This window comes from Methylocella tundrae (genome assembly GCF_038024855.1).
In the GTDB taxonomy this organism is placed as follows: domain Bacteria; phylum Pseudomonadota; class Alphaproteobacteria; order Rhizobiales; family Beijerinckiaceae; genus Methylocapsa; species Methylocapsa tundrae.
The window spans coordinates 1,272,744-1,298,282 of the sequence record NZ_CP139089.1; the positions used below are offsets into that span (position 1 = coordinate 1,272,744).

The window sequence follows — 25,539 nt, forward strand, 5'->3', positions numbered from 1 at the left end:
TTGACGCGCTGTTTTCAATTGAAGGGGTGGTCTCTACACGACAGAGGCGGCGTTGTCGAGATGATGATGATCCATTCCCTCGACAGCCGCCCAAATCCGCGCAAGATCTTCCGGGCGCGACAGCCTATGGTCGCCATCCTTGATCAGCGTCAAGGTCGCGGGGTCGCCATGCATGTGCTCGATCAAGGTCAGGGCGTGACGCCAGGGCACATCCTCGTCCTGCATGCCTTGCAGGATATGCACGGGGCAATGGCTGCGGATCGTCGCGTCAAGGAGAAGGTGGCGGCGACCTTCCTCGATGAGTCCGCGGCTGATCGGATCGGGCTCGGGCCGGTAGCGCGATGGTCGAGGCCAGACCCCTTTCGCCTTCAGCGCCGCCCGCGCCTTCGCCGGCATCCTGTCCCAGATCAGTTTCTCCGTGAAATCCACAGCCGGCGCGATCAGCACGAGCCCACGCAGACGCGCGGACTCGCCAGCCGCGAAAAGCGCCCGCGCAGCGAGAAGCGCCAGCCAGCCGCCCATCGACGATCCAATAAGAATTTGCGGGCCCTCGGTCAGCGCGCGCACTACGGCCAGCGCTTCTTCCAGCCAGAGACCGATCGTCGAATCTTCGAAACACCCCTCCGACTCGCCGTGGCCGGAATAGTCGAAGCGCACATAAGCTCTTCCGGCCTCGCCAGCCGCGCGATCGAGATAGCTCGCCTTTTCGCCGCGCATGATGGAGCGAAACCCGCCAAGCCACACAAGGCCCGCGCCATCGCTAGCGGAAGCGGCGCGCCGCAAAAAGGCGATGCGCCGGGCCTTCGCCCCTTCCCCGACATGAAGAAACTGCGGCTCCCCCGGCGCCAAGATCCCGATTTGCAAAGCCTGCTCTTCCACCACCCGACGCGCCCGTCTATGCTCGATTCTTCCGGTTGTATCGAGAATTATGGTTCCGCTTTGCAGCCTTTGTTCTTTGAACGCAGTCACGTTTAATGTCATCAGGCTCAAGCTCACCATTTCGTGACAGGGCGACGCACCCGCTGGCGGGCGTCACCGTGCTCCAGATCGTTCCAGACCTCGAGCCCGGCCCCGTCGCCCGCGCGGCGATCGACATCGCTAGTGCTCTGAGCCGCGTCGGCGCTAATGCGCTGGTCGCCAGCCGCGGCGGCGCCCTCGTCAGCGAGCTGCAGGCCAAGGGCGGCGTCTTCACGCGCTTTCCCGCCGATGCGAGAAACCCCGTGAGCATGGCGCTGAACGTGCGCCGCCTGACGCAATTGATCAAATCCGAGCGCGTCGACATCGTTCATGCGCGCTCGCGCGCCCCTGCCTGGGTCGCCTATGGCGCAACGCGCCTCATCAAGACGCCGTTCGTCACCAGCTTCCAGGGGTTTTACGCGCGCGGCGGACCGCTCGCCTTGCGCTATAATTCGATCATGGCGCGGGGCGATTCGATCATCGCCGATTCGGCCCATACCGCGGACCTGATCGTCAATCTCTATCCGGCAGCCAAAGCCAGGGTTCACGTTGTCCTCGGCGGCGTCGATTGCCGCGTTTTTGTGCCGAAGGCCGTTGCGCCGGCGAGAGTCCAGGCCGTGCGGCGGCTTTGGGGCGCCGCGCCCGACGAGCGCGTGGTGTTGCTGGCGGCCGGCGCACGCGCCTCGAGCAGCTATAAGAGCCTGATCGAGGCGGTTCTGAGATTGGCCAGCCAGGATGCCGCCGCGACGCTTCTGCGCGAAGCGAAATTCATTATCGCCTGCGACGAGCCCGGCGCCGCCTTCGCCAAGGAAATTGACGCCGCTATCGCCAAGGCGGGGTTGCAATCCGTGATGCGGCGCAGCGAGATCGGCCCCGACCGGGCCGCCGCCTTGCTTGCGGCGTCGGCCGTGGTCGCGCTTTCAACCAACCCCGACGCCTTTGCCGGACTTGCGCTCGAGGCGCAGGCAATGGGAGCGCCTGTGATCGTCGGAGCCTCGGGCGCCGCGTCAGAAACCATTCTCGCGCCGCCCGGCGTCGATGAAACCGCCCGGACCGGCTGGCGGACGCTCCCTGACGAACGGGCGCTCGCCCATGCATTGAGCGAGACCTTAAGCCTTGGCGCGACGGCGCGCGATCGGCTTTCCTTGCGGGCGCGAGCTCACATCGAATCGCAGTTCTCCATCGAGATGCTGCGATCGCAGACTCTCAGCGCCTATGCGGCGGCGCGCGGCGACGGCTGATAAGACATTTTTTGCTGGTCTGATTAAATAATGCGCAGACGAAAGCGCCACTTTACGTGGCGAGCATTGACTTCGTCGGGTAATGAACCGATGTTTTATTTTGAGTCCATTCATTGATGCGGCCATAGGCGGTTTCGCGTCCAGTCTGGATTTGATCAATCACCATGAAGGAGACAACGCCATTCGCCGTCCGATGAAAGCACCCCCGGTCCCGCAAAAGGACGGGCCACGCATCAACCGCGACATCCGCGCCCGTGAAATTCAGTTAATCGACGCCGAAGGCCAAAATCGAGGCGTCGTCGATACGCTCGTAGCGCAGCAATCAGCTGATGAAGCCGGCCTCGATCTCGTCGAGATCGTTCCCACCGCAAATCCGCCCGTTTGCAAGATTCTCGACTACGGCAAGTTCCGCTTCCTCGAGCAGAAGAAATCGGCCGAGGCCCGGAAGAAGCAGAAGATCGTCGAGATCAAGGAAATCAAGCTCCGTCCCGGCATCGACGAGCACGATTACGACACCAAGATGAAGGCCGTCCGGCGCTTCTTCGAAGAGGGCGATAAAGTCAAGGTGACGCTCCGCTTTCGCGGCCGTGAAATGGCCCATCAGGATCTTGGCTTCAGGCTTCTGGAGCGGGTGAAAACCGAAACCGGGACGATCGCCAAAGTCGAAGCCGAACCGTCAATGGAGGGGCGCCAGATGGTCATGGTGCTCGCGCCGAAATAAGCGCGAGCGGGGCCCTCGCCCCGCTTCCAAACAGACTCGATTCCGCGCTCAAAGAAGCGAGCGTCATCTCGGCGCATGGGCAGCGTCGGAGCGCCATCCCGGCGCTCTTTTCATGTCTGTCGCCGCTCGGTCAGCGCGAACGACCCGCCGCCACAAAGAGCCGATTTGGCTTAACTGTCGCGTTCGCCCGCCGAGGCTGACGCCGGCGCTGCGAGGTGGACGAAACTTTCGACCACCCTCTCATAGACGGGACGCTTGAAAGGAATGATCAGATCGACAAGATGGTCGATCGGAGCCCAGCGCCATGCGTCGAATTCCGGCTTCTGGCCGCCGGCCGGATTGTCGATATCTATCTCGCCGTCATCGCCTTCAAAGCGCAGGGCGAACCATTTCTGGCGTTGCCCCTGGAAACGGCCTTTCCACGACTTTCTCGAATATTCCTCGGGGAGATCGTAAGTATACCAGTCGGGCGATTCAGCGAGAAGGGAGGCTGAATACACGTTGGTCTCCTCGCGCAGCTCCCGCATAGCGGCGTCGAAGGGATTCTCCCCGGGGTCGATGCCCCCTTGCGGCATTTGCCATTCATGGCCGACGCGCGGCTGCTCGAGCGGCCTTTTCGAGCGTCTGCGGCCGACGAACACGAGCCCGTCGCGGTTGAGCAACATGATGCCGACGCACGGACGATAATTCCCAAACTGCGTCACTGGATAACCTCGCCTCTCATCAAGCCCGAGGGATCGCGTCGAACCTGAGCCGCTCGTTGCGAGGTCTTAACCTGCGCTAGGGCGCCTGCGTCTAACGGCGCGACGCTTGAAGTCGAAAGCCCGGCCGCAGGCAGCTTCAAATATGTTGAACGCTCCCGTCATATGGTCCGGAGCGCGATTTCATCAGCAAATCGCGCTCCTTCTTGTACTGGCGTGATGATCGAAACTGAACCATCCCGCTTCTTTTTTGTCGTGCCGCCGAGCTTTTCAGAACCGCACGGCTTTCCCAGTCATGCCAAACGCGCGGCCGGGCTTAATTCGGGACTTTCTCGGCTTCATCGGCCGGTTGCGTCGTCGTCTTGCTCGAGGTCTTCGTCACGCCGCGCAGAATGTCTTCGGCGGCGGCGAGCTGCTTATCATCCTTTTCGTTCGGCGGAACATAAGCCTGAGATCCGCCCTTCTCATCATCGCCGTTCTTCAGATGACCCTTGAGCGAAGCCTCGCCCTTGGTGTCGTCCTTGCCTTTCAGATCGTCTGGAACGTCTTCCAGCACGATGACGTCGGGCTCAATGCCCTTCGCCTGAATGGAGCGGCCGGACGGCGTGTAATACCGCGCCGTCGTCAACCGCACGGCGCCATTGTTCTGGCCGAGCGGAATGATCGTCTGCACTGAACCTTTGCCGAAAGAACGCGTGCCGAGGATCGTCGCGCGCTTGTGATCCTGGAGGGCGCCGGCGACGATTTCGGAGGCCGACGCCGAACCGCCGTTGATCAGCACCACCAGAGGCTTGCCTTTCGAAAGATCGCCGGGATGAGCGTTATAGCGCATCGACTCGTCGGCGTTGCGGCCGCGCGTCGAAACAATCTCGCCACGATCGATGAAAGCGTTGGAAACCGCGATCGACTGATCGAGGAGACCGCCCGGGTTATTGCGCAGATCGAGAATATAACCCTTGAACTTATCAGCCGGGATATCCGTCTGGAATTTCTTGATGGCGTCAACGACGCCGTCGCCGGTCTGTTCGTTGAACTGGGTGATCCGGATGTAGCCGATATCATCGCCGACCTGGTGCTCGCGAACCGACTTGATCTGAATGACGGCGCGCGTCAGCTTGATGTCCTGGGGATCTTTGTTCGGCCCGCGCAGCACTTTCAAGGTCACGGCCGTGTTCGGAGCGCCGCGCATTTTGTCAACGGCCTGGTTGAGGGTCAGACCCTGCACATTCTCCCCGTCGATCGCGGAGATGATGTCGCCCGACAGGATGCCGCCGCGAGAGGCGGGCGTATCGTCAATCGGGGTCACAACCTTGATGAGGCCGTCTTCCTGAGTCACCTCGATGCCGAGACCGCCGAACTCACCCCGCGTCTGCACCTGCATGTCGCGGAAGCTTTTCGCGTCCATATAGCTCGAATGCGGATCGAGAGAACTCAGCATGCCGTTGATCGCGGCCTCGACGAGCTTCTGCTCGTCCGGCTTTTCGACATAATCGGAACGGATTTTTTCGAAGACATCGCCGAAGAGATTGAGATTTCGATAGGTATCGGACGCGGCCGCACGCGCCATGCCATCCGAAAACACTCTCGTCTGCGTACCGAGCGTAACAACCGAGGCGCCAAGAACGGCGCCAAGCATGACCAGTGAAACCTTCCGCATCATCCGCGAACCTTTTGCAATTCCGGCTTCGCCCACCATGGGCCCGGATCGATCGCCGCCCCGTCTTTCCGAAACTCGATATAAAGGATAGGCTGCGCCGCCCCGATAGCTATAGCCGCAGCCGTCTTCGCCGATCCGTCGCCCATCACCGCGACCGGCTCCCCAGCCAAAATGAACTGCCCTACGTTTACGTTGATCCGATCCATCCCTGCAAGAATAATATAGTAACCCTGCCCCGCATTGATGATCAAGAGTTGTCCATAGGTGCGATAAGGCCCAGCATAGGCTGCCCAACCATCGCAGGGCGAGGCGACAACCGCCTGCGGGCGCGTTGCAATCAACATGCCCTTCTCAGCGCCGCCAAAGCCGTCCGGCGCGCCAAAGCCGCGCTGAAGCGAACCCGCTACGGGCAGCGGCAGCAACCCCTTCGTATCCGCGAAAGCGCTCGCCGGGGCGAGCCGCGCAGGATCCTTGAACGGCGCCATCGCCAGCTTGCGCTGCGCTTCCGGCGCCGCCGCCTGCGCCGCCTTCTGCGCTTCGTCAGACTTGCGCGCAGCCTCCGCCCCGCGGGCGGCGGCGGCATTCTCGGTCTCCATTCTGGCAATCAGATCTTTAAGGCTTGCAGCCTGTTTGGCAAGCTCAGCCGCGCGCGCATTTTCCGCGCCCAGCGCCTCTTCCGCCGCCGCCAGCGCGGATTGGCGGGCGTCGATCAGAGCGGCGAGACGCTGCCGATCGACGCCGAGTTTCTCGACGTCGCCGGCAAGTGAATCGCGCTCAGTGGCGATCGAACGGCGCAATTGTAACAAATCCGAGAGGTCGGAGGCGAGCGCTTCAGTCTCGGCGCGCATCTCGGGAAGCACCGAACCCAGCATCATTGACGTTCTGATCGCCGCCAGCATGTCCTCTGGAGCGACGAGCAGAGCCGGCGGCGGCTTGCGTCCCATCCGCTGCAGGGCCGCCAGAATCTCGGCGATGACCTGGCGACGGCTGGCGAGCGAGCGCCGGATCGCCTCCTCGCTTCCGGTCAGCGTATCAAGTCTTGCTTCCGCCTCGCTGATCTTGCGCTCGCGGCCGTCGATTGTTTGCACGAGATCGACCAGCGCCGTTGAAAGCTTCGCCCGATCGGTGCGGATCGAGGCGACCTCCGCTTCGATTTTGGCGCGTTGCTCCTGCGAGGCCTCGATCGTGTCCTGCATGCCGCGCAGTTCGAGCCGGCGCCCGCTCAACGCATCGGCGCTGTCGGATTTTTGCGTTTGGGGCGGCGGGTCTTGCGGCGGGGCTTGCGCGAGGGCCCGCGGCGAAAAAGACAAAAGGCTGACCACGAGCGCCAGCGATGCCGCTCTCTTCGCGCCCAAGCCGCCGCGGTCAGGCAAAATTCGATGAATCACTGTCGCTCTCAAGCCGGCTACACTCAAGGTGGAACATGGCCGAAGCGCGGCGGATCCTGCAACATCGCGGTGTTCAGGCATCGCGCGAGAGCGCCGCCGCCTTGCTGAACGCCCGGCCGACATAAAGCCGGACGAGTTCGCGCGCCTCTGCGATGAGCGCCTCCTGCCCGGCCCCGGCTTCTTCCTCGGCGACCACCGGCGCGATTTTCAAAAGGTGGAGAAGCACCGCCGCCATGCGCTCGGCCTCGGCCCCCGGCAAGGTTGTTGTGGCGGCGACAAGCAGCGTCGCGAGCCGTTCGCGTATGCTGTTGCGCACCGTCGAGCGCTTGTCGGCGGCCTCGCTGCGCGCATCGACAAGCGCGACCGCGGCGGACCGATCGGATCGCAGGTCGAGCATGAGGTCGACGAGGGCGTCCGCGATCGCATCCGGCGAGAGCTTCGGCGCCCGCTCGACGATGCCGTCGAGTGATTCTTTGAGAAGCGCCCAGTAGCGGCTGAGGATCGCGTCGGCGAGCACATCCTTGGTCGGAAAGAAGCGGTAAAGCGAGCCGATGGCGGTATTCGACCGCGCCGCGATCTCGCTCATCGTGGCGCCGTCATAGCCCTTCTCGGTAAATACGGCGGCGCCGGCGTCCATGATCGCGGCCACGCGCAATTTGCCGCGCGACCGCTTTGGTTCGAGCGCCATTGCGGCCGTTGACTTTTGCGAGCACATCCTCAACTATCCGTTTTACGAATTCATCCTCGCATATCATCGCATTGCGCGGCCGTCACCTTGCGCGCTCCGCGCCGCCGGGAGCCGCCGCCTCGAAGAAAGACGTCAAATGCCCGATTTTGATCTCCGCGCCGCCGCTCTCGTTCTGATCGACCTGCAAAACGGCATTGTCGGAATGCCTCTTGAGCCGCGTTCCGGAACGACGACGCTCGCCACGGGCAAATCTCTCGCCGGCCGTTTCCGGGCAGCTGGCGCGCCGGTGATTCTGCTGCGCGTCGCATTTGCTGAAGACTTTGCCGACAGGCCGCCGCCGCGCGTCGATCAGCCGATGGCGCGTCCGGAAGGCGGATTGCCTGCTGACTGGAGCACGCTCGCGGAAGGGCTCGCTCAACCAACCGACATTGTCATCATCAAGCGGCAATGGGGAGCCTTCTACGGCACCGAGCTCGATCTCCAACTGCGGCGGCGCGGCGTCCGGACGATTGTGCTCGGAGGGGTTGCGACCAACTTTGGCGTCGAATCGACGGCGCGCCAGGCCTGGGAGCATGGCTATGAGGTCGTCCTCGTGGAAGACGCCTGCGCCGGCATATCGGCGGAACTGCACGATATGGCGATCCGGCATATCTTTCCGCGCATCGCCCGGGTGGCTCAAAGCCGGGACATCACTTTCGCCGGCGCCAGCGGCGAACTCGCCTGACGCACGATGTGGATGCGAAAAATCCGTAGCTTTTCGGCGCCGTCTCTAATCGCGATGATAAGGGTGGCCCGCGAGAATCGTCATCGCCCGGTAGATCTGCTCGGCCGCCATGATCTTCACCAATTGATGGGGAAAGGTCATCGGACCAAAGGAGAGGGTGAGGGAGGCCGCCGCGCGGACATCCGCGCCAAGGCCGTCCGCGCCGCCGATGACCAGCGCCAAAGCGGGCGCGCCCTGATCGCGGCGCTTGCCGAGATGCGAAGCAAACTCCCGGCTCGGCAGCAGTTTTCCGCCTTCGTCGAGCGCAATAAGCTCCGCTCCCGGCGGCAGAGCGCCGAGAATCGCCTTCGCCTCGTCGGCTTTCCGATCATTTGGCCTGCGCGCACGGCTCTCATCGAGTTCGCGCAGCTCTACGCCTGCGAAGCCTATCGCCCGGCCAGCGGCGTTCGCGCGCTCGATGTAGCGCAGCGCCAACTCCCTCTCGGCGCCGGCCTTGGAGCGGCCGACGCAAAACAGGACGAGGCGCACCTCTTAAGCGCGGTCAGCCGGCGCGCAACTCGCCGGGACGCCCAACGCCCCACATCTTTTCGAGATTGTAGAACTGGCGCACCTCGGGCCTGAAGATGTGGACGATGACGTCGCTTCCATCGATCAGAACCCAGTCGCCCGCCTGCAATCCTTCGGCGCGGGGCGCCGCCTGGACGTCCTTGAACGCCTTGATGACGCGTTCGGCGATCGCTCCGACATGAACGTTGGAGCGGCCAGTCGCGATAATCATGACGTCGGCGAGGGTGGTTTTGCCGTGCAGGTCGATTGAGACGACGTCCTCGGCCTTTAAGTCATCGAGAGCCGTCAAGATAGTCCGCACGAGGGTCCCGGCCTCAGATCCAGAAAGACCGGGAAGTTGATGAATCGGCTGAGGCGCCGTTCCGCCAGAAATCGTGGGTATCAGGGTGCGATCCTCTTAAAAATAAAAAAGCGCCGGCCGGAAGAGTTGAAGAGATGATGACCGCCGAACGTACGGAAAACATGGCGTAGATTCCCTGTTTTTGCAAATGGCATTATTTTGTCCCCGCTATGCTGAAGCCTTTGCGCCGTTAAGCCCTGTTCGCCCGATAGCCTTCACGCCGGCCCGGTTTGGCGCCAAAGAGAATCCGCGCCGCCTCGTCGCGGCGATTCGCACGTCGCCGGAGCATCGAGGGCTTTCCATGATCGCCGCCTTCATTTTGCATTTTTTGTGCGGAGCCGCCGCGTGATCAGCGGCCAGGCGCAGCAGTTCTGGACCTTTATCGCCAATAGCCCAAAGCAGTTCGAACTGCCGCTCGACATGCGCCGTCGCGCCGGCGAGCGCGCGGAGAGCATGACGGCGGAGCCGCGCGGCGTCGCTTTCTCCCCGGCGCCCGAGGTTGGCGGCCTTTGGGCCGAGCCGCCGGAGGCGCGCGAGGGCGCCGCGATCCTCTATCTTTACGGCGGCGGCTATGTGCTCGGCTCGCCAAAGTCGCGGCGCAAGACGGTCGGACATCTGGCGCTCGCCTGCGAAGCGCGCGCGCTGGTCCCGCATTATCGCGTCGGGCCGGAGCATCCCTTCCCCGCCGCTGTCGAGGATTCGCTGCGCGCCTATCAGTGGCTGCTGGCTGAGGGTGCGGACCCCGCAAGGACGATCGTCGCCGGCGATTCGGCGGGCGGCGGACTGGCCCTCGCCACCATCGTCGCCGCGCGCGACGCCGGCCTGCCCGCCTGCGCCGGGATCGCCCTGATTTCCCCCTGGACGGACCTTGCCTGCGAGGCCGAGAGTTTCGCCAGCCGCGCCTCGGCCGACATCACCTGCACGCGCGAAAGCCTGTTGGAGATGGCCGGCTGGTATCTCGGCGGCGCCGATCCGCGCCACCCGCTCGCCTCGCCCCTGTCCGCCGATCTATCGGGCCTGCCGCCGATCCTCTGCCTCGTCGGCGGCGACGAAGTCTTGCTCGATGACACGATATTCCTTGTGCGGAAAGCGGGAATGGCGGGCGGCGAGGCCACGGCGATCGTCGCAGCCGGGATGCAGCATGTCTATCCGATCTGGGCCGGATTATTTCCAGAGGCCGATGAGGCGATTGCGCGGATCGGGGATTGGGCGCGCGGGAGGATGGGATGAGGCGTAAAAGCCTGAGTAGCCGCCCCGAGCGATGCGGGGCTGGACTTCACTGGCGCCGACGTTAGTTTCACTGCGTTAGACCGATGTTTTTCTGGGAGGAAGCACATGACAGCCATGGATCGCCGCGCGATGCTCGGGACGCTGCTGGGAGGCGCCGCCGTCGCCGCCTTTGGACTGGCCCTGACGCCAGGGCTCGCGGAAGCCGCGCCGCTCATGATGGGCAAGGAGCTCGACGCTCCCACAGAAAACCTCATCGAAAAAACCGTCGTCGTCGTTCACCGCCGCCCCCGCCGCAGAGTGTGCTGGTGGCATAGAGGACGCCGCGTCTGCCGCTGGCGCTAAACCGTCAGCCCCCCGCCCGATCGGCCGCGATCAAAGCGAGCCCCGACGCGACCGACTGGAACGCGTCGCCGATATGCACGCGTTTCCCGCCGAAGCGCCGCGTGAACAGCGCGCGCACCGCCGGCACGAAGGATGTGCCCCCGGTCAAGAACACCGCATCTATGCCGGCGGCGGTCAACCCGGCCGCGGCGATGGCCTCGTCCATCGCCGCGCTGATCTTTTCCAGATCCTCCGCGATCCAGCCCTCGAAATCTTTTCGGCTCACGTCAGCCTCGATCTCGATCCCCTCGCGGGCAAACAGGAAACGCGCTTCGTCGTGAGCTGATAATTTCGCCTTGAGGTCGCCAACGGCGCGATAAAGCTCGAAACCAAGATCATGTTCGATGAGGATCAGCAGATCCTCAAGCCTGCGGGGCTCTTCCGCGCTCTGGATCAGCTTGCGCAATTCGCCGAGCGTCTGCGTCGTCTTCAGCCAGGACAATTGATGCCATTGCGCGAAGGCGGCGTGGAAATAGGCCGGGATCGGCAGCCTCTTTTCGAAAGAGCGATAAAACGTGTCCTTGCCGAGCTTTGGAGCCACGACATGATCGATGATGCGATAATCGAAGGTGTCGCCGGCGACGCCGACGCCGCTATGCGCCAACGGCTTCGCCGTCAATCCGTCATTTTGGCGAGCGAAGCGAAGCACCGAAAAATCGCTGGTGCCGCCGCCGAAATCGGCGACGAGGACGGTCTCCTCACGGTCGAGCTTTCGCGCATACCAATAGGCGGCGCCAAGCGGCTCGAAGGCGAGTTCGACGCCCGTGACGCCAGCGAGATCATAGGCCGTCCGCAGCCGCGAGACAGCCAGCGCTTCGTCCGGCGTTTCGCCCGCGAAAACCACCGGGCGCCCTGAGATCACCGCCGGCCGCGCCGAAAAACCGCCGGCGCCGCGCAATCCGTCATTGTCGAAAAGAGCGGTGAGGAACACCGCGATCAGCCGCTCGATGGTGAAACGCTCGCCGTAAAGCCGCGTCTCGCTGAAGAGGCGGCTCGCAAGGTAGGTCTTGATCGACTGAATGAAGCGCTGCTCACCTTCCTGGGCAATGGCGCGCGCGATGGCGCTTGGCCCCGCCGCGTGAGCGATTTTGCGCCCCTCGCGCCAGAACATCAGCGCCGTGCGGAAAGTGTCCGTCGCCCCGAAAGCCGATGGCCAGGTGAGGCTCTCGACATGACCGCTCTCGAAAGCGAGCGCGACGACGCTGTTCGTCGTGCCGAAGTCGACGCCAATACCAACAAGCGGACCGATATTCGCGCCTGACATCAAAAACCCTCTCGGCGAAAAAAAGCCCGCGCGAAAATGTTTCGCACGGGCTTGCTATGCGTGGGCGGGGAGAGCGCTTTCCGATCAAATGGAGCCATTTGACCTGAGAAACCGCTCCCGCTTCAGAAGCTTCAGTATATTCCTCACCGATCAGATTGAACCAATCTGATCGGAGTATGCTTGAAGCTGCCCTCTTAAAGATTATTCGTCGGACGACTTCTTCTTCGGCGTCTCTTCGCGGGCGCGCAGCGCCGCGCCGAGAATGTCGCCGAGCGAAGCGCCGGAGTCGGCGGAGCCATATTGCGCAATGGCCTCCTTCTCCTCGGCGACTTCGAGCGCCTTGATCGACACCGAGACCTTGCGGGCGCGGCGGTCGAACAGCGTGATGCGGGCGTCGACCTTCTCGCCGACCGCGAAACGCTCCGGCCGCTGGTCGGCGCGGTCACGCGCGAGTTCATTGCGCTTGACGAAGGCGGTGAAGTCGCTGCCGACGATTTTGACGTCGATGCCGCCATCCTTGACATCAAGCACTTCGCAGGTGACGACCGATCCCTTCTTGAGATCGGAGGCGTCTTCGCCCGTCTTGCCGGCCGCGCCTTCGCTCGGCTTGGCGGCGAACGGATCGGAGGCGAGCTGCTTTACACCGAGCGAAATGCGCTCCTTCTCGATATCGACGTCAAGCACCTTGGCCTTGACGATATCGCCCTTCTTGTAGTCCTCGATCGCCTGTTCGCCGGGCTTCTTCCAGTCGAGATCGGAGAGATGGACCATGCCGTCGACATCGCCGTCGAGCCCGATGAACAGACCAAATTCGGTCTTGTTCTTGACCTCGCCCTCGACTTCGGAGCCGATCGGGAATTTTTCCGCGAAGGATTCCCACGGGTTCGCCAGCGTCTGCTTGAGGCCGAGCGAGATGCGGCGCTTGACCGGATCGACTTCGAGCACCTGCACGTCGACTTCCTGGCTCGTCGCGACGATCTTGCCGGGATGCACGTTCTTCTTTGTCCAGGACATTTCCGAGACGTGGATCAAGCCTTCGATGCCGGGCTCGAGCTCGACGAAGGCGCCGTAGTCGGTGATGTTGGTGACGCGTCCCTGGAAGCGCGCGTTGACCGGATATTTCGCCTCGATGCCCTGCCACGGATCCTCGAGCAACTGCTTCATGCCGAGCGAAATGCGGTGGGTCTCGTGGTTGATCTTGATGATCTTGACGCGAACCGTCTGCCCGATGGTCAACACCTCGGTCGGATGGTTGACGCGCCGCCAGGCGATGTCGGTGACATGCAGAAGGCCGTCGATGCCGCCGAGATCGACGAAGGCGCCGTAATCGGTGATGTTCTTCACCATGCCCTCGATCACCTGACCTTCTTCGAGGTTGGCGACGATCTCATGGCGCTGCTCGGCGCGGGATTCTTCGAGAACGGTGCGGCGCGAGACGACGATATTGCCGCGGCGGCGATCCATTTTGAGAATCTGGAAGGGCTGCGGCACCTGCATCAACGGGGTGACGTCGCGGATTGGGCGGATATCCACCTGGCTGCGCGGCAGGAAGGCGACGGCGCCGTCGAGATCGACGGTAAAGCCGCCCTTGACCTGGTTGAAGATGATGCCTTCGACCTTTTCCTGCTTCTCGAAAGCCTTTTCGAGCTTGACCCAGCTCTCTTCGCGGCGGGCCTTGTCGCGCGAGATGACGGCTTCGCCGAGCGCGTTTTCGATGCGCTCGAGATAGACCTCGACTTCATCGCCGACTTTGGGCGGGCCTTCGCGGCCGGGGCCTTGAAATTCCTTGAGGGCGACGCGTCCTTCGGTCTTCAGACCGAGGTCGACGACGGCGACGTCTTTTTCAATCGCAACGACGATGCCCTTGATGACGGAGCCTTCGAAAGCCTCGTTCTGGCCATAGCTTTCGTCGAGAAGCGCCGCGAAATCCTCGCGCGAGGGCGCGTAGGTGGAAGTTGATGCCATGTGGTCTCCTGGATGCCCGAATCTCGGGCAGCGCCGGTGGTTTTAGGGTTGGTTGCGCTTTTTGCCGCCGGCATCCTTTGCTTCAAGAGCTAAGGACCACCGCTCGAAAGCGGGCCGGCGCCGAGACGGCGGTAAAAAGCAGGTTAAGCGGCCTATCTAGCAAGCCGCAGGCCCCGCGGCAAGGGGCGCGCGGCGGCAATCGTTCGGCGCGCGCCGAATCGAGCGCCTGGGGTCATGGCGAATTGGAGGCTTCCTCGCTGGTCAGGCGGGCAATCTTCAAAGTTGCAACGCCGGCCGAGATCATCCCAAGAGCTTCCGCCGCCCCCTTCGCGAGGTCAAGGCCGCGCCCGCGGACGAACGGGCCGCGATCGTTGATGCGCACGATCACTGAACGGCCAGTCGCGGGATTGGTGACCTGAAGCCGCGTGCCAAATGGCAGAGTTCTGCTCGCGGCAGTAAAACCATCCTGATCGAAGCGTTCCCCCGACGCCGTCACAGCGCCTGATGAATAATATGATGCTGTAATAAGATACTCATCATTTGCGCTAGCAATACAGGTCGTCAATTGCAACATACACGGAGCCATTAATGCGATTATACGTATACATCTCAATGCATCTACCCTTAATTATGATCGATGCCGGGCAGATATATTTCGATTGTGGCCACACAACGATGTTTTTTTGGCCTCGTTAAGCTTTTTCCGGGTTTGAGAGGTCGAATCATGGCGCCCTGGAGCATGACGCCAAAAAGCGGAGGCCCGCTTTCGGACGACATTATGCTCGCAGCAGTTGAGAAGAGACGGATTTGGGACTTTGGACAGGATCGCGGCGCGATTTCGGCCAGATAAAGTTCGGGGCAATCAGCGCATTGAAGGCGCTTGACCCTCGCCGTCGCCGGAACGGCCTCGTCTTAATAAAGTCGCCGAGTTCCAAATTTCATTTGCGCCGCCACCATCTTGATGGCGCCAAGATCGCGCACAAGTTTCAGGAAAGCCGAGGCCGATTACGTCCAGCATCTCATGCAGCGCGTGATCCTGATCGACGAAGATTTTTTCCCGGAAGAGGAATAGCTCGAGCCATCGAGCTCTCAGATCTCGACCTTTTCACCGCGCTGGGACCATTCCTGAAAGCCGCCCGGATAATGGGCGCAAACGTCGCCGCGGCCGAACAGACGGGCGAGGTCGAGGGCGGTCAGCGAGCGCTTGCCGGAACGGCAGGACAGCACGACGCGCTTGCCCGGCACATCCGGAAGCCTCGACGCATCAAAACTTTGCAGCGGATTTAGCGTTGCGCCTGGAATGTGGCCGGCGACGAATTCGTTCGGTTCGCGGACATCGACGAGCAGAATGGAGCCGTCGGCCAATCCGAGTTTCAATTCCTCGATGTCTATATTTTCAACCTTGCCTGGCGTCAGCACCATGACGAACCCTTCCGCGCCTGTCGCGCCCGCGTCTATTCTGTAAAGACATGATAGTTGTCCTGTTACGGACGGCTTATAAATTCCATTTTATTTGCCGGGAAGAGGAGAATTTTCCTGTTCGGCCGCCGCCGCGATCGCCTCGGCGGCGGCGAGGTCCGCCGGCTCATTCGCATTGAAGAAGGGATCCACAGGCGCCGCCGCCCAATCGGCATAGGCAAGGCTGTAGCGTTGCGTGAAACGATCAATCTTGCGCACATCCTCCTCGATGAGCGCATGGCGCAGATCCTCCCGGATCGCGACGGGCCAGAGCGCGACGACAGGGTGCGCCGTCCCTCCCGAACGCGCGCAGGCAAGATCCGCCTTTGCATCGCTCCGCGCGACCTTGAGCCGTCTCACAAGATCGAGAGGCAGGAAGGGCGTGTCGGTTGGCGCGCTGACGGCGAGAGCGACATCGGGACGGTTCGCCGCGATCCAGTCGAGGCCGGCGAGAATGCCGGCGAGCGGTCCTTTGAAGCCGGGCGCATCATCGGCGACGATGGGAAGCTCATAGGCCGCGAATCGGCGGGGATCGCCATTGGCGTTCAGAACAAGGCCATCACATTGCGGCGCCATCGCCGCGATGACGCGCTCCAGAATGGACGCCCCGCCAACCCGCCGCAGCGGCTTGTCGCCTCCGCCCATGCGCTCGGCGCGCCCGCCAGCGAGCAGTATCCCGAAGCAGCGCTCAGTCATTTGGCAAGCTCGTTAGGCAGCTTGGAGTGAAGATTCATACGCAATCATTCGCTTTAGTTCCGGCATTTACGGTCTAACTCTCATATTCTATATGAGAGTTAGACGGCTATATTGGACCAAGTCGATCCGGACGATCGGGAAAACGGCGCCGCGGTTCAGAAGCGATACCAGAGCGCAGCGAGCGGACCAAGCTCGCGCCCCGTATTGACGCCCGCTACCGTAAAGAATGCGCCAATCTGGCCCGAAATAGACGGGGTAAAATCGTAGACGAGGCTTGTCTGCAGCTTGTCCCACAAGGATCTCGGAAAAGCGGCGCTCGCCCCGGTCTGGAGAGCGCCAAAATTTTGCAATAAGACAAGCACTTTCTCGATTGGGCGCACGCCAAAAGTGAGGTCGAGACGCCATTCGCCCGGCTGGGATTGCGCAAAGAACCGATAGCCCCCTTCGGCGCTGACGAAGGCCGGGGCGGACCCGATCGTAAAGTTCGAGCCAATCATTCCACGCAGGTCGATCGAACCCGCGCGGCGTGGCTCGATGGCGCTATTGAAGGACGCGCCGGGGGTGAGCAAGACGGCCTGCAGCGAGGCAACGAGCCCATCCGATTGATAAAGCCCTATTCTGCCGCCAATCGCGCTTTCTCCAGCGCCATTGTAAGAAAGGGCGGGCGCGGGCTGGCGGATCCGGTCATAGGCGGGCGAGGCCACCAAGGTCAGCCAATCGATGACGCCATATTCGATATAGGCCCCAAGTTCAAATTTGTCGTAGGACGGCACGGGGATCAGATGGCCGTGCGAATCGAAGGCGCGGCTCGAGCCTGAAAAAGCCGCGCCGGCAATAATCTGCCCCTCCCCTGGCGGCATTAGCCAGGCTCCCGCCGACGCGCCGCCGGCCGCCAGAATGACAAGGAGCCAAACGGCCAAAGCGCGCGCAAAGGGCAAGCCCACGCTCACAAGGCCAAGGACAGGCGCGCGTTGAACGTCACGCCGCTGATACGCGATTTACGCAAGGAACACCCGGGTACGCAGGCGACTATGCAATAAAACATATCAACAAATGTCAGGCTACAGTTTAAGCGCAGGCTTTGGCTTAATCGAGCAGATGCTGAACAATTGCTTATCTTGTGGCGCTCAAGGCTGTGCGCCACAAGCTTGACTGTCCGGGCGGACGAGCCTAGCCCGATGCAACAATTTGACGCGAAGCGGCATTCGGCCCCCCGTGAGATCATACGTTATGGCCGGGCGCTCGAAGCCCGCAAAGGATGATTGGATTTGCCTCGACTGATCGCCGGCTTGAGCGAACTCGCGGAAGGCTACGACGTCGTTTTGAGCGATGTCTGGGGCGTCGTTCACAATGGCGCCGTCGCGTTCGACGCCGCAACGGAGGCGCTGTCGCGCTTTCGCGCTAAAGGCGGGGCGGTCGTTCTGATCACGAACTCGCCGGCGCCCAGCCGCATCGTCGCCGCGCAATTCGCCGAGCTCGGCGGCCGCGGTGAAGCATACGACGCCATCGTATCATCCGGCGACGTGACTGTTTCGCTTCTCATGGAGCGCGCGGGCCAGAGCCTGTTCCATATTGGCGCGGCGGAGGAAACAGGTCTCTTCGAGGAGGTCGCCGCATTGCGCGGCGAGGCGCCGCGCCAGGCGCCGATAGAAAGCGCCGATTTCGTCCTTTGCACCGGCTTCATCGATTTCTGGCGCGAGACGCCGCAGGATTATGACGCAAGGCTGAAACGCATCTTCGAGCGCGGCCTCGATTTTCTTTGCGCAAATCCGGATCTCGTGGTCGAGGTCGACGGCGTTTTGTCCTATTGCGCGGGGGCGATCGCCGATCGCTATCAGCGCCTTGGCGGCAAGGTCATCCAGGCCGGCAAACCCTTTGCTCCGATCTACGAGCGGGCGCTCGATCTCGCCAACGCTGCGAGAGGCGGCAAGGTCAGGCGATCGCGCGTGCTCGCCATCGGCGACGCCATGCGCACGGACATTCGCGGCGCCGCCGAGCAGGGTTTCGACAGCCTCCTTGTCACATCAGGCATTCACCGCGACGAATTGCACCGCGACGAATTGCACCGCGATGAAGTGCACCGCCGCGCCGAGGAAGTCGACGAACTCGACGTCGCGGCGCTACGCCAGTTCGTCGAAGCGGCGGGCCTGCGCCCAACCGCCGCGATCACGAGACTCATTTGGTAGGAGCGAAGGTGAAAGCGCTCAAGAACTTGACGAAGACTGGCGCTCGCGGCAGGTTCGCGCCTCTTTGGAGCGGCGCGCCTTTGACGCATATGTCGCAGTTTCGGGTTGAGCGCGGCCGTCCCCCCGGCGCAGGCGCGCGGGAGCCCAAGCGCATTGAGGTGGTCTGACTCATTGGCCGATCCCCGCCCCTCCAAAAATTTCGTTCTCGCCACCGACCCCGCCGCGCCGCCGCCGGGGCTTGAAGGGGCCGTCGTCGCCATCGGCAATTTCGATGGCGTCCATCGCGGCCATGTCGCGGTCATCCGACGGGCCGAGGCGCTGGCGCAGAAACTTGGCCGTCCTTGCGCCGTGCTGACCTTCGAGCCCCATCCGACCGATTTCTTTCGCGGCGAAAAGACCATATTCCGCCTCGCCCCGATGCAGGCGAAGGCAAAATCGCTGGAGCGGCTTGGCATAGACGGGATGATCGTCATCACCTTCGACGCCGCTTTGGCGAGTCTCACCGCCGAACAATTCATCGCCGAGATATTGCTGCGCCGCCTTGGCGTGCGCGCGGTGGTCGCTGGTTATGATTTCCATTTTGGCGCGGGGCGCAAAGGCACGCCGGTTTTTCTGAAACAATCCGGGGAACGCCACGGCTTCCTCGTCGAGATCGTCGAGCGCGTCAGCGCCGTCGGGAGCGAGGCCGACGAGGCGGCCTCTTCGACGGCGACCAGAGCGGCGCTCGAGGCTGGCGACGTCGAACATGCGGCCCATTTGCTCGGGCATCCCTTTTCCATCATGGGCGAGGTCCTGCACGGTCAAAAGCTCGGCCGCGCGCTCGGCTTCCCCACCGCCAATCTTTTGCCCGAGCCAAGCTGCCGCCTGCGCCACGGCATCTATGCCGTTCGCGTCGAGGTTGACGATGCGCTCTACAGCGGAGTCGCAAGCTTCGGCCGCCGCCCGACCGTCGACAATGGCTCACCGCTGCTCGAGGCCTATCTGTTCGATTTTTCCGAAGATCTTTACGGCAAGACGATCGAAGTGTCTTTCATTGGCTGGATCAGGCCGGAGGAGAAGTTTTCCTCCCTCGACGCGCTGAAGGCGCAGATCGCGGCGGATGCCGAGCAGGCCAAACAGATGCTTCGAGTTGATATTGCAAAGGGCTGAAACGCCCTCCGGCGTGTTCCCTTTTTCAGGCCGCCCGCCGAAGGGCCGGTGGAAATCGTCAAACTCAAGGCGGCCCACGATGCGGCATACCCGATGAATCAGACGGGTCTCGCAATTGGACCTAATTTCGTCATCCGGCGAGAAGCTTTGAAAAAGTATTTTCTTTGCGTGTCCGGCGAAATGTCGAAAGTAGCGACGCGGCCTAACAAAGCCCAACACTGGAATATGCATGAAACTTGCGTAGCGCACTTTGGGAGTTCGAAGGCGGCGGCAGGCGACCAGCCTGCTAAATCCATCAAAAGAGCCTGGCGGCCATTTCCAGGAGGGCTGTCGATCTCCCTTTCAGTGAAGGCTTTACTCGACGAAACAGATTTCGACTTACTTTGAGGATCAGGCACAATCCGCAAGAAGTAATAGTTCAATCTTAAGGCAAGTATCATGTGCATATTGGCTTATGCATGATCATGACTGTGACGCCTCAGGGTCATCATTCTGTCGGCTTTCGATGCCTGCCCCCTATATACTCGCCGGAGAAGACTTTGCCGCCAACGTAGAAGGCTGCAGGCATTGCTTCAAACCGGGAGTTCGTGTACAAACTCATCGGGGTGTTTGTAATCAGGCGCGGCCGCGAAATCTGTTTGCGGCCAGACTGCCGGACAGCCTCATCCAATTCAATCCGGCAAACGGATAGTACTCTATGATCATATTGCACATCATACCGTCCGTAAATCCGGTCTCCGGCGGTCCGATCGAGGGCATTTTCACCTCCGCCCCGATCCTGAGACAGCAGGGATGCGATCGCGAAATATTATCTCTCGACATGCCCGATGATCCCTGGGTCAAATCCTGTCCGGTGCCTGTCTATCCAATGGGCGTCAGCACTCCAAAATATCAGTCCTGGCGGAAGAAAATCCCCTGGCTGCGGCATGGTTACAGCCCGGAGTTTTCGCCCTGGCTGAAAGAAAACATCAAGCGCTATGACGCAATTATCATCAACGGGCTGTGGAATTTCACGTCATTTGCCGCGCGGGGAGCGCTCGCAGAAACGGGCGCTCGCTATTTCGTCTATACGCACGGGATGCTCGATCCCTATTTCAACAGGGTTTCGCCGCTGAAGGCGCTGTTCAAGCAGCTTCTGTGGTGGGTCAGCGAAGGCCGTCTCGTCAACAACGCCACAGCCGTGATGTTCGTCTCAGAGGAAGAACGGGCGCTTGCGCCCAAATCCTTCTGGCCCTATCGCGCCAAGAGCCGGGTCGTGCCTTACGGCATCGTGGACGCGCCCGGCGATGCGGAGGCCCAGGTCAAGATGTTCCGCGCCGCCTGTCCGGGCGTCGCCGATCGCAGATACATTCTGTTCCTCAGCCGGATTCATCCCAAGAAGGGCTGTGATCTGCTTGTCGAGGCCTTCGCCAAAATCGCGGCGAAGGATCCCGATCTCGATCTTGTCATAGCCGGACCCGATTCAGTCGGCTCGGTCGCTAAATTACGGGAGACGGCGGCGAGACTGGGCGTCGCGAGCCGCATCCATTGGCCGGGCATGCTGAAGGGCGATTTGAAATGGGGCGCCTTCCACGCCGCGGAGGCCTTTGTTCTGCCCTCGCATCAGGAAAACTTCGGCATTGTCGTCGCGGAAGCTCTCGCCTGCCGCAAGCCCGTTCTGACCACCTTTCGTGTGGCGACTTGGCGGGAAGTGGCCGAATATCACGCGGGCTTCATCGAAAACGACGATCTGAATGGAATTACCCGTCTCCTCGATCAGTTCGTAAGCCTCTCGGCCCAGGAAAAGCAGGAGATGAGCGCGAGAGCGCGGAACGCCTATGTCGATAAGTTCGATATCGCGACAATGGCGCCCCAGCTGATCGAGGCGTTTCGCACGTCCTGAGCCGCCTCTTGATATTTCAGCTTCGACGCCCTTAAACCGGCCCCGGCGGCGCAATATTGCTTTCTATGCAAGCCTTGTCCCGGCCTCCAAAAGAGCAGCGCGCGGGACGAAGCTCAATCGTAATCGGGATTGACACGTAGCGGGGCTTTGTCCGACCTTTAGAAAATTGGTTGCGACCCTTTAAGGGGGGAAGCCGCACATGAGAACCGTCGTCTGTCCAGGCCTCGGTCGAGATGTTTCCGTATTGGGTTTTGGCTGCGCCTCGCTTGGATCGCGCATGTCGGAGGCGCAATCGCGGCGTGTGCTTGATTACGCTTTCGAGCGCGGCGTCAACTGGTTCGACGTCGCGCCTCCCCATGGTGATGGCGAGGCAGAGACGATCCTTGGGCATTTTCTGTCGGGGCGCCGCGACCGGGCTGTTGTATCGACCCGTATCGGCGTTGCCCGCCCCTCGTTGTCGCCGGTCATGCACTTCATCGGCGCCATTAAGCGAAGCGCCTTAAACGCCTTTCCTGGAATATCCGCACTCGCCTTCGGCAGGATGAAATTAATTAGGCAGCGAGAGCCGCTGCGCGCGGAGTCGATCGAACCCTCCGTCGTCGAAAGTCTGCGGCGCCTGCAAACCGACTATATCGATGTGCTCGCGCTGCAGGATCCGACGCCTGAGGACTGCGGAAATCCGGCGATCCTCGCGGCGCTCCAGCATGTCGTCGACAAGGGCTATGTCCGATGCCTGTCGATCATCGGCGATCCCGACGCGATCGAGGCGGCGCGCGCGCATCCGATCTTCGCGATCGTTCAGTTCCGCAGCAATCCTTTTCACCGGACGGTCGAGCGCGTTCGTTCGACGCCGCCGAGCGCCGCGGAGGCGTTTTTTGTTCTTCAGAGCGCCTTTGGCGGCGGAGCCTATGAGCGCCTGTCCCATTTGCTGGTCGGCGATGGCGGCCGTCTCGCCTCGCTTGCGTCCCAACTCGCCTACGGTCCGCCATTCATGGCAAGCGAAATTCTGATCGATTATGCTTTCGGCAATAATCCGAAGGGCGTCGTTGTCGTCGCCATGTCTCAGCCGGCGCACATCGAACTGAACTGTGCGAGGGCTTCGCGGGCGCCGCGCACGGATGTCGTGGAGTTCGTCAACAAGACCGTTCTCGCTTCGCCGGCCGCCAAGATGCCGCCCCACTTTTAAGCCGCCGAGAGCGCTCTCCGATCGAATGGAGTCATTCGATCGATCAGAAATCGCTCCAGATTCAAAAGCTTGAGCATATTCTTGTCGATCAGATCGAACCGATCTGATCGGAATATCCTCTAGGTGTGAGAGCGGACGACTCTGGGTCGCGTTCCTGTTTCCCGCATCATGCCCTGTCGCCGCTTACGGCAGCAGCGAAACCTTGCCGTCGGCGAGATTATAATAGGCGGCGACGACTTTGACATTATTGTCCTTGATGAGACCGGCGATCAAGGGTGAGGCGGTTCGCAATAAACCCGCCTGGATTTGCGCATTCGCCTTGATGGCGGCTTCGAGGTCGGAGCCTGCGCGATCCACTGCCGGACGAATCGGGGCATAAAGGGCGCTGATCTGGCCGGGAACAGCCTTGCCCGCGGCCGTCGCTTTCACCGCGCCGCAGTCCGAATGGCCAAGCACGACGATCGCCTTCGTCCCCAATACGCCGGCGCCATATTCAAGGCTCGCGATGATCTCCGGCGTACAGATATTGCCCGCGACCCGGGCGACGAAAACATGACCGATGCTCTGGTCGAACAGCAACTCCACCGGCGCCCGGGAATCGGCGCAGGATAACACAGCAGCGAACGGCTCCTGCTTGTCGATCGTATTGCTCTTGAGGATGTGGAGATCGTCATCGAAGGAGGTCAGCTCGCCCGCGACGAAACGGGCGTTGCCGTCCATCAGCTCCTTCAGAGCCTCGTCCGGCCGCAGCGTCGTCTGCGCCGCCGCCGGCCGGCAAGACAACAGGCTCATGCCGCCAGCCGCCAGCGCCATAGCGGCGATCGACTCCTTGAGGAACCGCCGGCGCGGCTGGAGCGGCGCGCAGGCGGCGCAGCCGCAGAACGGTTTTGACGCATTTTGTAAGGGATGGAGAAGGGTCACGGCTGGCGGCTCCATCGAAATCGACTCGAAACGGTCAAAGCTGTGTTCGAGGAATGGTATCGACGATTTTTGGAAAGGCAAGACGGCTCAACACAATCCGGCGCGAGGCGCCCCGTTGAACGACATCGCCGCGGCGTCTCCGTCATCGGCGGATCGCCACGCCCAGGCGGCGATGCATGACCCTATGCAACGAACCGTTCACCGACCGGAGAAATCGGATGATAAATATGATCTATCTTTTTGACATATATATCAAGAGCGACTAGCGATAAGCCATTGCGGTGGGGTGAAGCGATGCAGACTGACGGTCGGACTCTCGATCTATTTCCGTGGCTGTATCGCCCGCTCTGTTTATTGTTTCTTCTTGCCGTAATAGCTTGCGTAAGCATCGCTGGCGTATCCGCGCAGTCTTTCCGCTTCAACGACGTTTATACAACACCTTTTGGCCCCGCTTACGCGGATATTCTGCTTAAAACGGAAAATTTCTTAGCCTGCAAACCGCCGGTCGGGCGGACGTTCTCCTATGCATTGTGCTACTATTCAGGTCCGGCGATCGGCACTCCCGTACCCACAAGCGGCGCATCCTACAATCCACCATTGCCCTGCACGCTGTCCGCCGACGGCAAAACAGCGGACTGCACATGCTATGGACTGACCACCGAAGAATATCCGCCTTACGTGCCCTATTTCATCGATATTAATGGCATCCTAAATCTTGATCTTTATTTGAGCACAATCGCCGTCTGCGGTCACGGCGGCGCAAATTGCAATCCGCGCCAGCCGATCGTCGCGAACACGGCCTGGAACAAAGCTCCGGCTTGTAAGGCGGCCAATCATAATGCGGTCATCCCCACCGCAGAGCTCATCTCGGTGTTTTCGCCGGTCAAGAGCGGAGACTACCCCAGCGGATCAACGAAATGCTCCGCCGGGAAATATGCGGGATGCATGACGGCCCCCTGCTATCATACCGGAAAGTTCGATAGCGCGGGCGAAGAACTCGTCCAATGCAAGTGTCCCGTGTACGATGGGCCGTTCGAACTCGGGCAAGTTGGGGAGCCGTGCGACGCAAACGCGTTGACGCCAAAGGCCAGTCACGCACCCAACGCACCGGCGCAACCACAATATGTGTGGTCAGCCGCCCACGATCCCAAGGCCAACCCCACCCCCGTCAGTCCTCCGGCAACCGGCTGCCTGCCGGACATGGCGGGCGGCAAGGGTTGCCCGCTCTACTCTCCTACGACCAGCTATCCCGTCTCAAGGGGAAGCGCGCTTTGCAAGCAGGTATGCGAAAGCTACAAGAACAGCATTCGCCAGGGCACAAGCACGCCAACTTCGAAGGGCGTCCAGGTCGCCTATAGTTGCGACGCCGCGCTGTGCACGACCCTCGGAATTGGGCAAACAACACAACCGCCGCCAAATCCGCTGAAAAAAGCCAACCTGTTGAAGAACGCGTGTGGCAACCTTGCGGAACAGAGCGGGATCGAGGCGATTCTGGCTCTCGAGCTGGCCGACGGGTGCAGCTGTTGCGCCAGCCAGGTCTGTGGTTGTTCGAACGCGGGCGTTGACATCGACGCAGAGACGCAAGTGGAAATTGCGAAGCTGAACGCAAAGCAGGAAAGGCTACAGATCACGCCGCAATGTCAAATCAACGGGACGCTGTGCGGCGCGCGGGCGCCATGAACGGCCTCGCAACGATCGGCGGAACAAGGGGCTTCGAGCAACCTCTTGGGGCTGTCCGGCATTGACAAGACGCCGGTGATCTTTCCGTTCGCTTCCGTGCGCGTGAAGCAGCGCAGGCGCCTTGCCAAAGAATGGATAGACGCCGGGAAGCTCCGGCGTCCCGATTGCGGCGTCGGCAAGCTGATGCGGCAATCCAGCAAGAGGCGCTCCTATGCTCCGACATTGTCGTCGAGAGCCTGCCGTGGTCGGGCGCGCCGAGCCGACTGTCCCCGCTGCGTTGGACGGCGCATGGCGGCCGTGATCATTTAAGTGAAAGCCGCCTGGGCGAGGCTGCCGGAAACGCCGCGGCTGTTGTCCGATTGATACATAAACAGGATAGCGTTTGGCCGCACGGACTGGCTTTACCGAAGTCTTTGATTTGATGGTGGGCGCACACAGGCTCGAACTGTGGACCCGCTGATTAAGAGTCAGCTGCTCTACCAACTGAGCTATGCGCCCATCAAACCGATTTGCTCCTTTGAAAGCGGGAGCCTCCAAAGCCAAGCGGTCACCGCATC

25 protein-coding genes and 1 tRNA gene are annotated in these 25,539 nt (G+C 61.6%); 11 read left to right on the forward strand and 15 right to left on the reverse strand.

Features of this window, described 5'->3' with window-relative positions; translation table 11 throughout:
- Nucleotides 1-33 precede the first annotated feature (33 nt).
- Nucleotides 34-858, reverse strand: coding sequence for an alpha/beta hydrolase (locus SIN04_RS08325; RefSeq protein WP_244605944.1), 825 nt, complete (start codon nt 856-858; stop codon nt 34-36).
- Between the two features lie 116 nt (nt 859-974).
- Between SIN04_RS08325 and SIN04_RS08330 the strand changes: the two genes are divergently transcribed.
- Complete coding sequence (locus SIN04_RS08330) at nt 975-2,198, forward strand: glycosyltransferase (protein WP_134488262.1); 1,224 nt, start codon at nt 975-977, stop codon at nt 2,196-2,198.
- A 193-nt stretch (nt 2,199-2,391) separates the two neighbouring features.
- The gene (gene infC, locus SIN04_RS08335) at nt 2,392-2,919 is read left to right on the forward strand and encodes a translation initiation factor IF-3 (protein WP_134488264.1); all 528 of its coding nucleotides are present in this window, start codon (nt 2,392-2,394) and stop codon (nt 2,917-2,919) included.
- Nucleotides 2,920-3,089: 170 nt separating this feature from the next.
- On the opposite strand, the gene SIN04_RS08340 is transcribed toward infC, so the two are convergent.
- The 4 genes from SIN04_RS08340 to SIN04_RS08355 all read right to left on the reverse strand — a co-directional run bounded on the left by SIN04_RS08340 (nt 3,090) and on the right by SIN04_RS08355 (nt 7,380).
- Nucleotides 3,090-3,584, reverse strand: coding sequence for an RNA pyrophosphohydrolase (locus SIN04_RS08340; protein ID WP_423136020.1), 495 nt, complete (start codon nt 3,582-3,584; stop codon nt 3,090-3,092).
- 352 nt (nt 3,585-3,936) lie between these two features.
- Complete coding sequence (locus SIN04_RS08345; protein ID WP_134492366.1) at nt 3,937-5,280, reverse strand: S41 family peptidase; 1,344 nt, start codon at nt 5,278-5,280, stop codon at nt 3,937-3,939.
- Nucleotides 5,277-6,665, reverse strand: a complete 1,389-nt coding sequence (locus SIN04_RS08350) for a murein hydrolase activator EnvC family protein (protein WP_341264364.1) — start codon at nt 6,663-6,665, stop codon at nt 5,277-5,279. Before SIN04_RS08350 ends, SIN04_RS08345 begins: the two co-directional genes overlap by 4 nt.
- Nucleotides 6,666-6,738: 73 nt before the next feature.
- Entirely contained in the window at nt 6,739-7,380 is a 642-nt protein-coding gene (locus SIN04_RS08355; protein WP_134488268.1) for a TetR/AcrR family transcriptional regulator, read from the reverse strand.
- 109 nt (nt 7,381-7,489) lie between these two features.
- On the opposite strand from SIN04_RS08355, the gene SIN04_RS08360 reads away from it, so the two are divergent.
- On the forward strand, nt 7,490-8,077 hold the full coding sequence (locus SIN04_RS08360) for a hydrolase (protein WP_341264365.1): 588 nt from the start codon (nt 7,490-7,492) through the stop codon (nt 8,075-8,077).
- A 45-nt stretch (nt 8,078-8,122) separates the two neighbouring features.
- On the opposite strand, the gene rlmH is transcribed toward SIN04_RS08360, so the two are convergent.
- Together rlmH and rsfS are read right to left on the reverse strand one after the other, a co-directional pair.
- Complete coding sequence (gene rlmH / locus SIN04_RS08365) at nt 8,123-8,605, reverse strand: 23S rRNA (pseudouridine(1915)-N(3))-methyltransferase RlmH (RefSeq protein WP_134488270.1); 483 nt, start codon at nt 8,603-8,605, stop codon at nt 8,123-8,125.
- Nucleotides 8,606-8,618: 13 nt separating this feature from the next.
- On the reverse strand, nt 8,619-8,933 hold the full coding sequence (gene rsfS / locus SIN04_RS08370) for a ribosome silencing factor (RefSeq protein ID WP_341264366.1): 315 nt from the start codon (nt 8,931-8,933) through the stop codon (nt 8,619-8,621).
- A 396-nt stretch (nt 8,934-9,329) separates the two neighbouring features.
- On the opposite strand from rsfS, the gene SIN04_RS08375 reads away from it, so the two are divergent.
- On the forward strand, nt 9,330-10,214 hold the full coding sequence (locus SIN04_RS08375; RefSeq protein WP_134488274.1) for an alpha/beta hydrolase: 885 nt from the start codon (nt 9,330-9,332) through the stop codon (nt 10,212-10,214).
- A gap of 105 nt (nt 10,215-10,319) precedes the next feature.
- Nucleotides 10,320-10,556, forward strand: a complete 237-nt coding sequence (locus SIN04_RS08380) for a hypothetical protein (RefSeq protein WP_134488276.1) — start codon at nt 10,320-10,322, stop codon at nt 10,554-10,556.
- A gap of 4 nt (nt 10,557-10,560) precedes the next feature.
- On the opposite strand, the gene SIN04_RS08385 is transcribed toward SIN04_RS08380, so the two are convergent.
- The 6 genes from SIN04_RS08385 to SIN04_RS08410 all read right to left on the reverse strand — a co-directional run bounded on the left by SIN04_RS08385 (nt 10,561) and on the right by SIN04_RS08410 (nt 16,838).
- Entirely contained in the window at nt 10,561-11,859 is a 1,299-nt protein-coding gene (locus SIN04_RS08385; protein WP_134488278.1) for an Hsp70 family protein, read from the reverse strand.
- A gap of 201 nt (nt 11,860-12,060) precedes the next feature.
- Nucleotides 12,061-13,824, reverse strand: a complete 1,764-nt coding sequence (gene rpsA, locus SIN04_RS08390) for a 30S ribosomal protein S1 (RefSeq protein ID WP_134488280.1) — start codon at nt 13,822-13,824, stop codon at nt 12,061-12,063.
- A 232-nt stretch (nt 13,825-14,056) separates the two neighbouring features.
- A complete protein-coding gene (locus tag SIN04_RS08395) occupies nt 14,057-14,398 on the reverse strand; it encodes a septal ring lytic transglycosylase RlpA family protein (RefSeq protein ID WP_341264367.1) in 342 nt (113 codons plus the stop codon).
- 515 nt (nt 14,399-14,913) lie between these two features.
- Nucleotides 14,914-15,246, reverse strand: coding sequence for a rhodanese-like domain-containing protein (locus SIN04_RS08400; protein WP_134488282.1), 333 nt, complete (start codon nt 15,244-15,246; stop codon nt 14,914-14,916).
- An 87-nt stretch (nt 15,247-15,333) separates the two neighbouring features.
- A complete protein-coding gene (gene mobA / locus SIN04_RS08405; protein WP_134488284.1) occupies nt 15,334-15,978 on the reverse strand; it encodes a molybdenum cofactor guanylyltransferase MobA in 645 nt (214 codons plus the stop codon).
- A gap of 155 nt (nt 15,979-16,133) precedes the next feature.
- Nucleotides 16,134-16,838, reverse strand: coding sequence for a hypothetical protein (locus SIN04_RS08410; protein WP_134488286.1), 705 nt, complete (start codon nt 16,836-16,838; stop codon nt 16,134-16,136).
- A gap of 408 nt (nt 16,839-17,246) precedes the next feature.
- Between SIN04_RS08410 and SIN04_RS08415 the strand changes: the two genes are divergently transcribed.
- The 5 genes from SIN04_RS08415 to SIN04_RS08435 all read left to right on the forward strand — a co-directional run bounded on the left by SIN04_RS08415 (nt 17,247) and on the right by SIN04_RS08435 (nt 22,381).
- The gene (locus SIN04_RS08415; RefSeq protein ID WP_341264368.1) at nt 17,247-18,164 is read left to right on the forward strand and encodes a TIGR01459 family HAD-type hydrolase; all 918 of its coding nucleotides are present in this window, start codon (nt 17,247-17,249) and stop codon (nt 18,162-18,164) included.
- A gap of 153 nt (nt 18,165-18,317) precedes the next feature.
- Nucleotides 18,318-19,313, forward strand: coding sequence for a bifunctional riboflavin kinase/FAD synthetase (locus tag SIN04_RS08420; RefSeq protein ID WP_244605730.1), 996 nt, complete (start codon nt 18,318-18,320; stop codon nt 19,311-19,313).
- Between the two features lie 48 nt (nt 19,314-19,361).
- Nucleotides 19,362-19,700, forward strand: coding sequence for a hypothetical protein (locus SIN04_RS08425; protein ID WP_134488290.1), 339 nt, complete (start codon nt 19,362-19,364; stop codon nt 19,698-19,700).
- Between the two features lie 310 nt (nt 19,701-20,010).
- On the forward strand, nt 20,011-21,195 hold the full coding sequence (locus tag SIN04_RS08430) for a glycosyltransferase (RefSeq protein WP_134488292.1): 1,185 nt from the start codon (nt 20,011-20,013) through the stop codon (nt 21,193-21,195).
- Between the two features lie 199 nt (nt 21,196-21,394).
- Nucleotides 21,395-22,381, forward strand: coding sequence for an aldo/keto reductase (locus SIN04_RS08435; protein WP_134488294.1), 987 nt, complete (start codon nt 21,395-21,397; stop codon nt 22,379-22,381).
- Between the two features lie 183 nt (nt 22,382-22,564).
- Here SIN04_RS08435 and SIN04_RS08440 read toward each other — a convergent pair whose 3' ends face one another.
- Nucleotides 22,565-23,302 (reverse strand): carbonic anhydrase, encoded by a 738-nt coding sequence (locus tag SIN04_RS08440; RefSeq protein WP_244605731.1) that lies wholly within the window; start codon nt 23,300-23,302, stop codon nt 22,565-22,567.
- A 294-nt stretch (nt 23,303-23,596) separates the two neighbouring features.
- On the opposite strand from SIN04_RS08440, the gene SIN04_RS08445 reads away from it, so the two are divergent.
- Nucleotides 23,597-24,982 carry a hypothetical protein gene (locus SIN04_RS08445; protein ID WP_134488298.1) on the forward strand — a complete coding sequence of 462 codons (1,386 nt, stop codon included), beginning with the start codon at nt 23,597-23,599 and terminating at the stop codon, nt 24,980-24,982.
- 422 nt (nt 24,983-25,404) lie between these two features.
- Here SIN04_RS08445 and SIN04_RS08450 read toward each other — a convergent pair.
- A tRNA-Lys gene (locus SIN04_RS08450) sits at nt 25,405-25,480 on the reverse strand.
- Nucleotides 25,481-25,539: the final 59 nt, after the last annotated feature.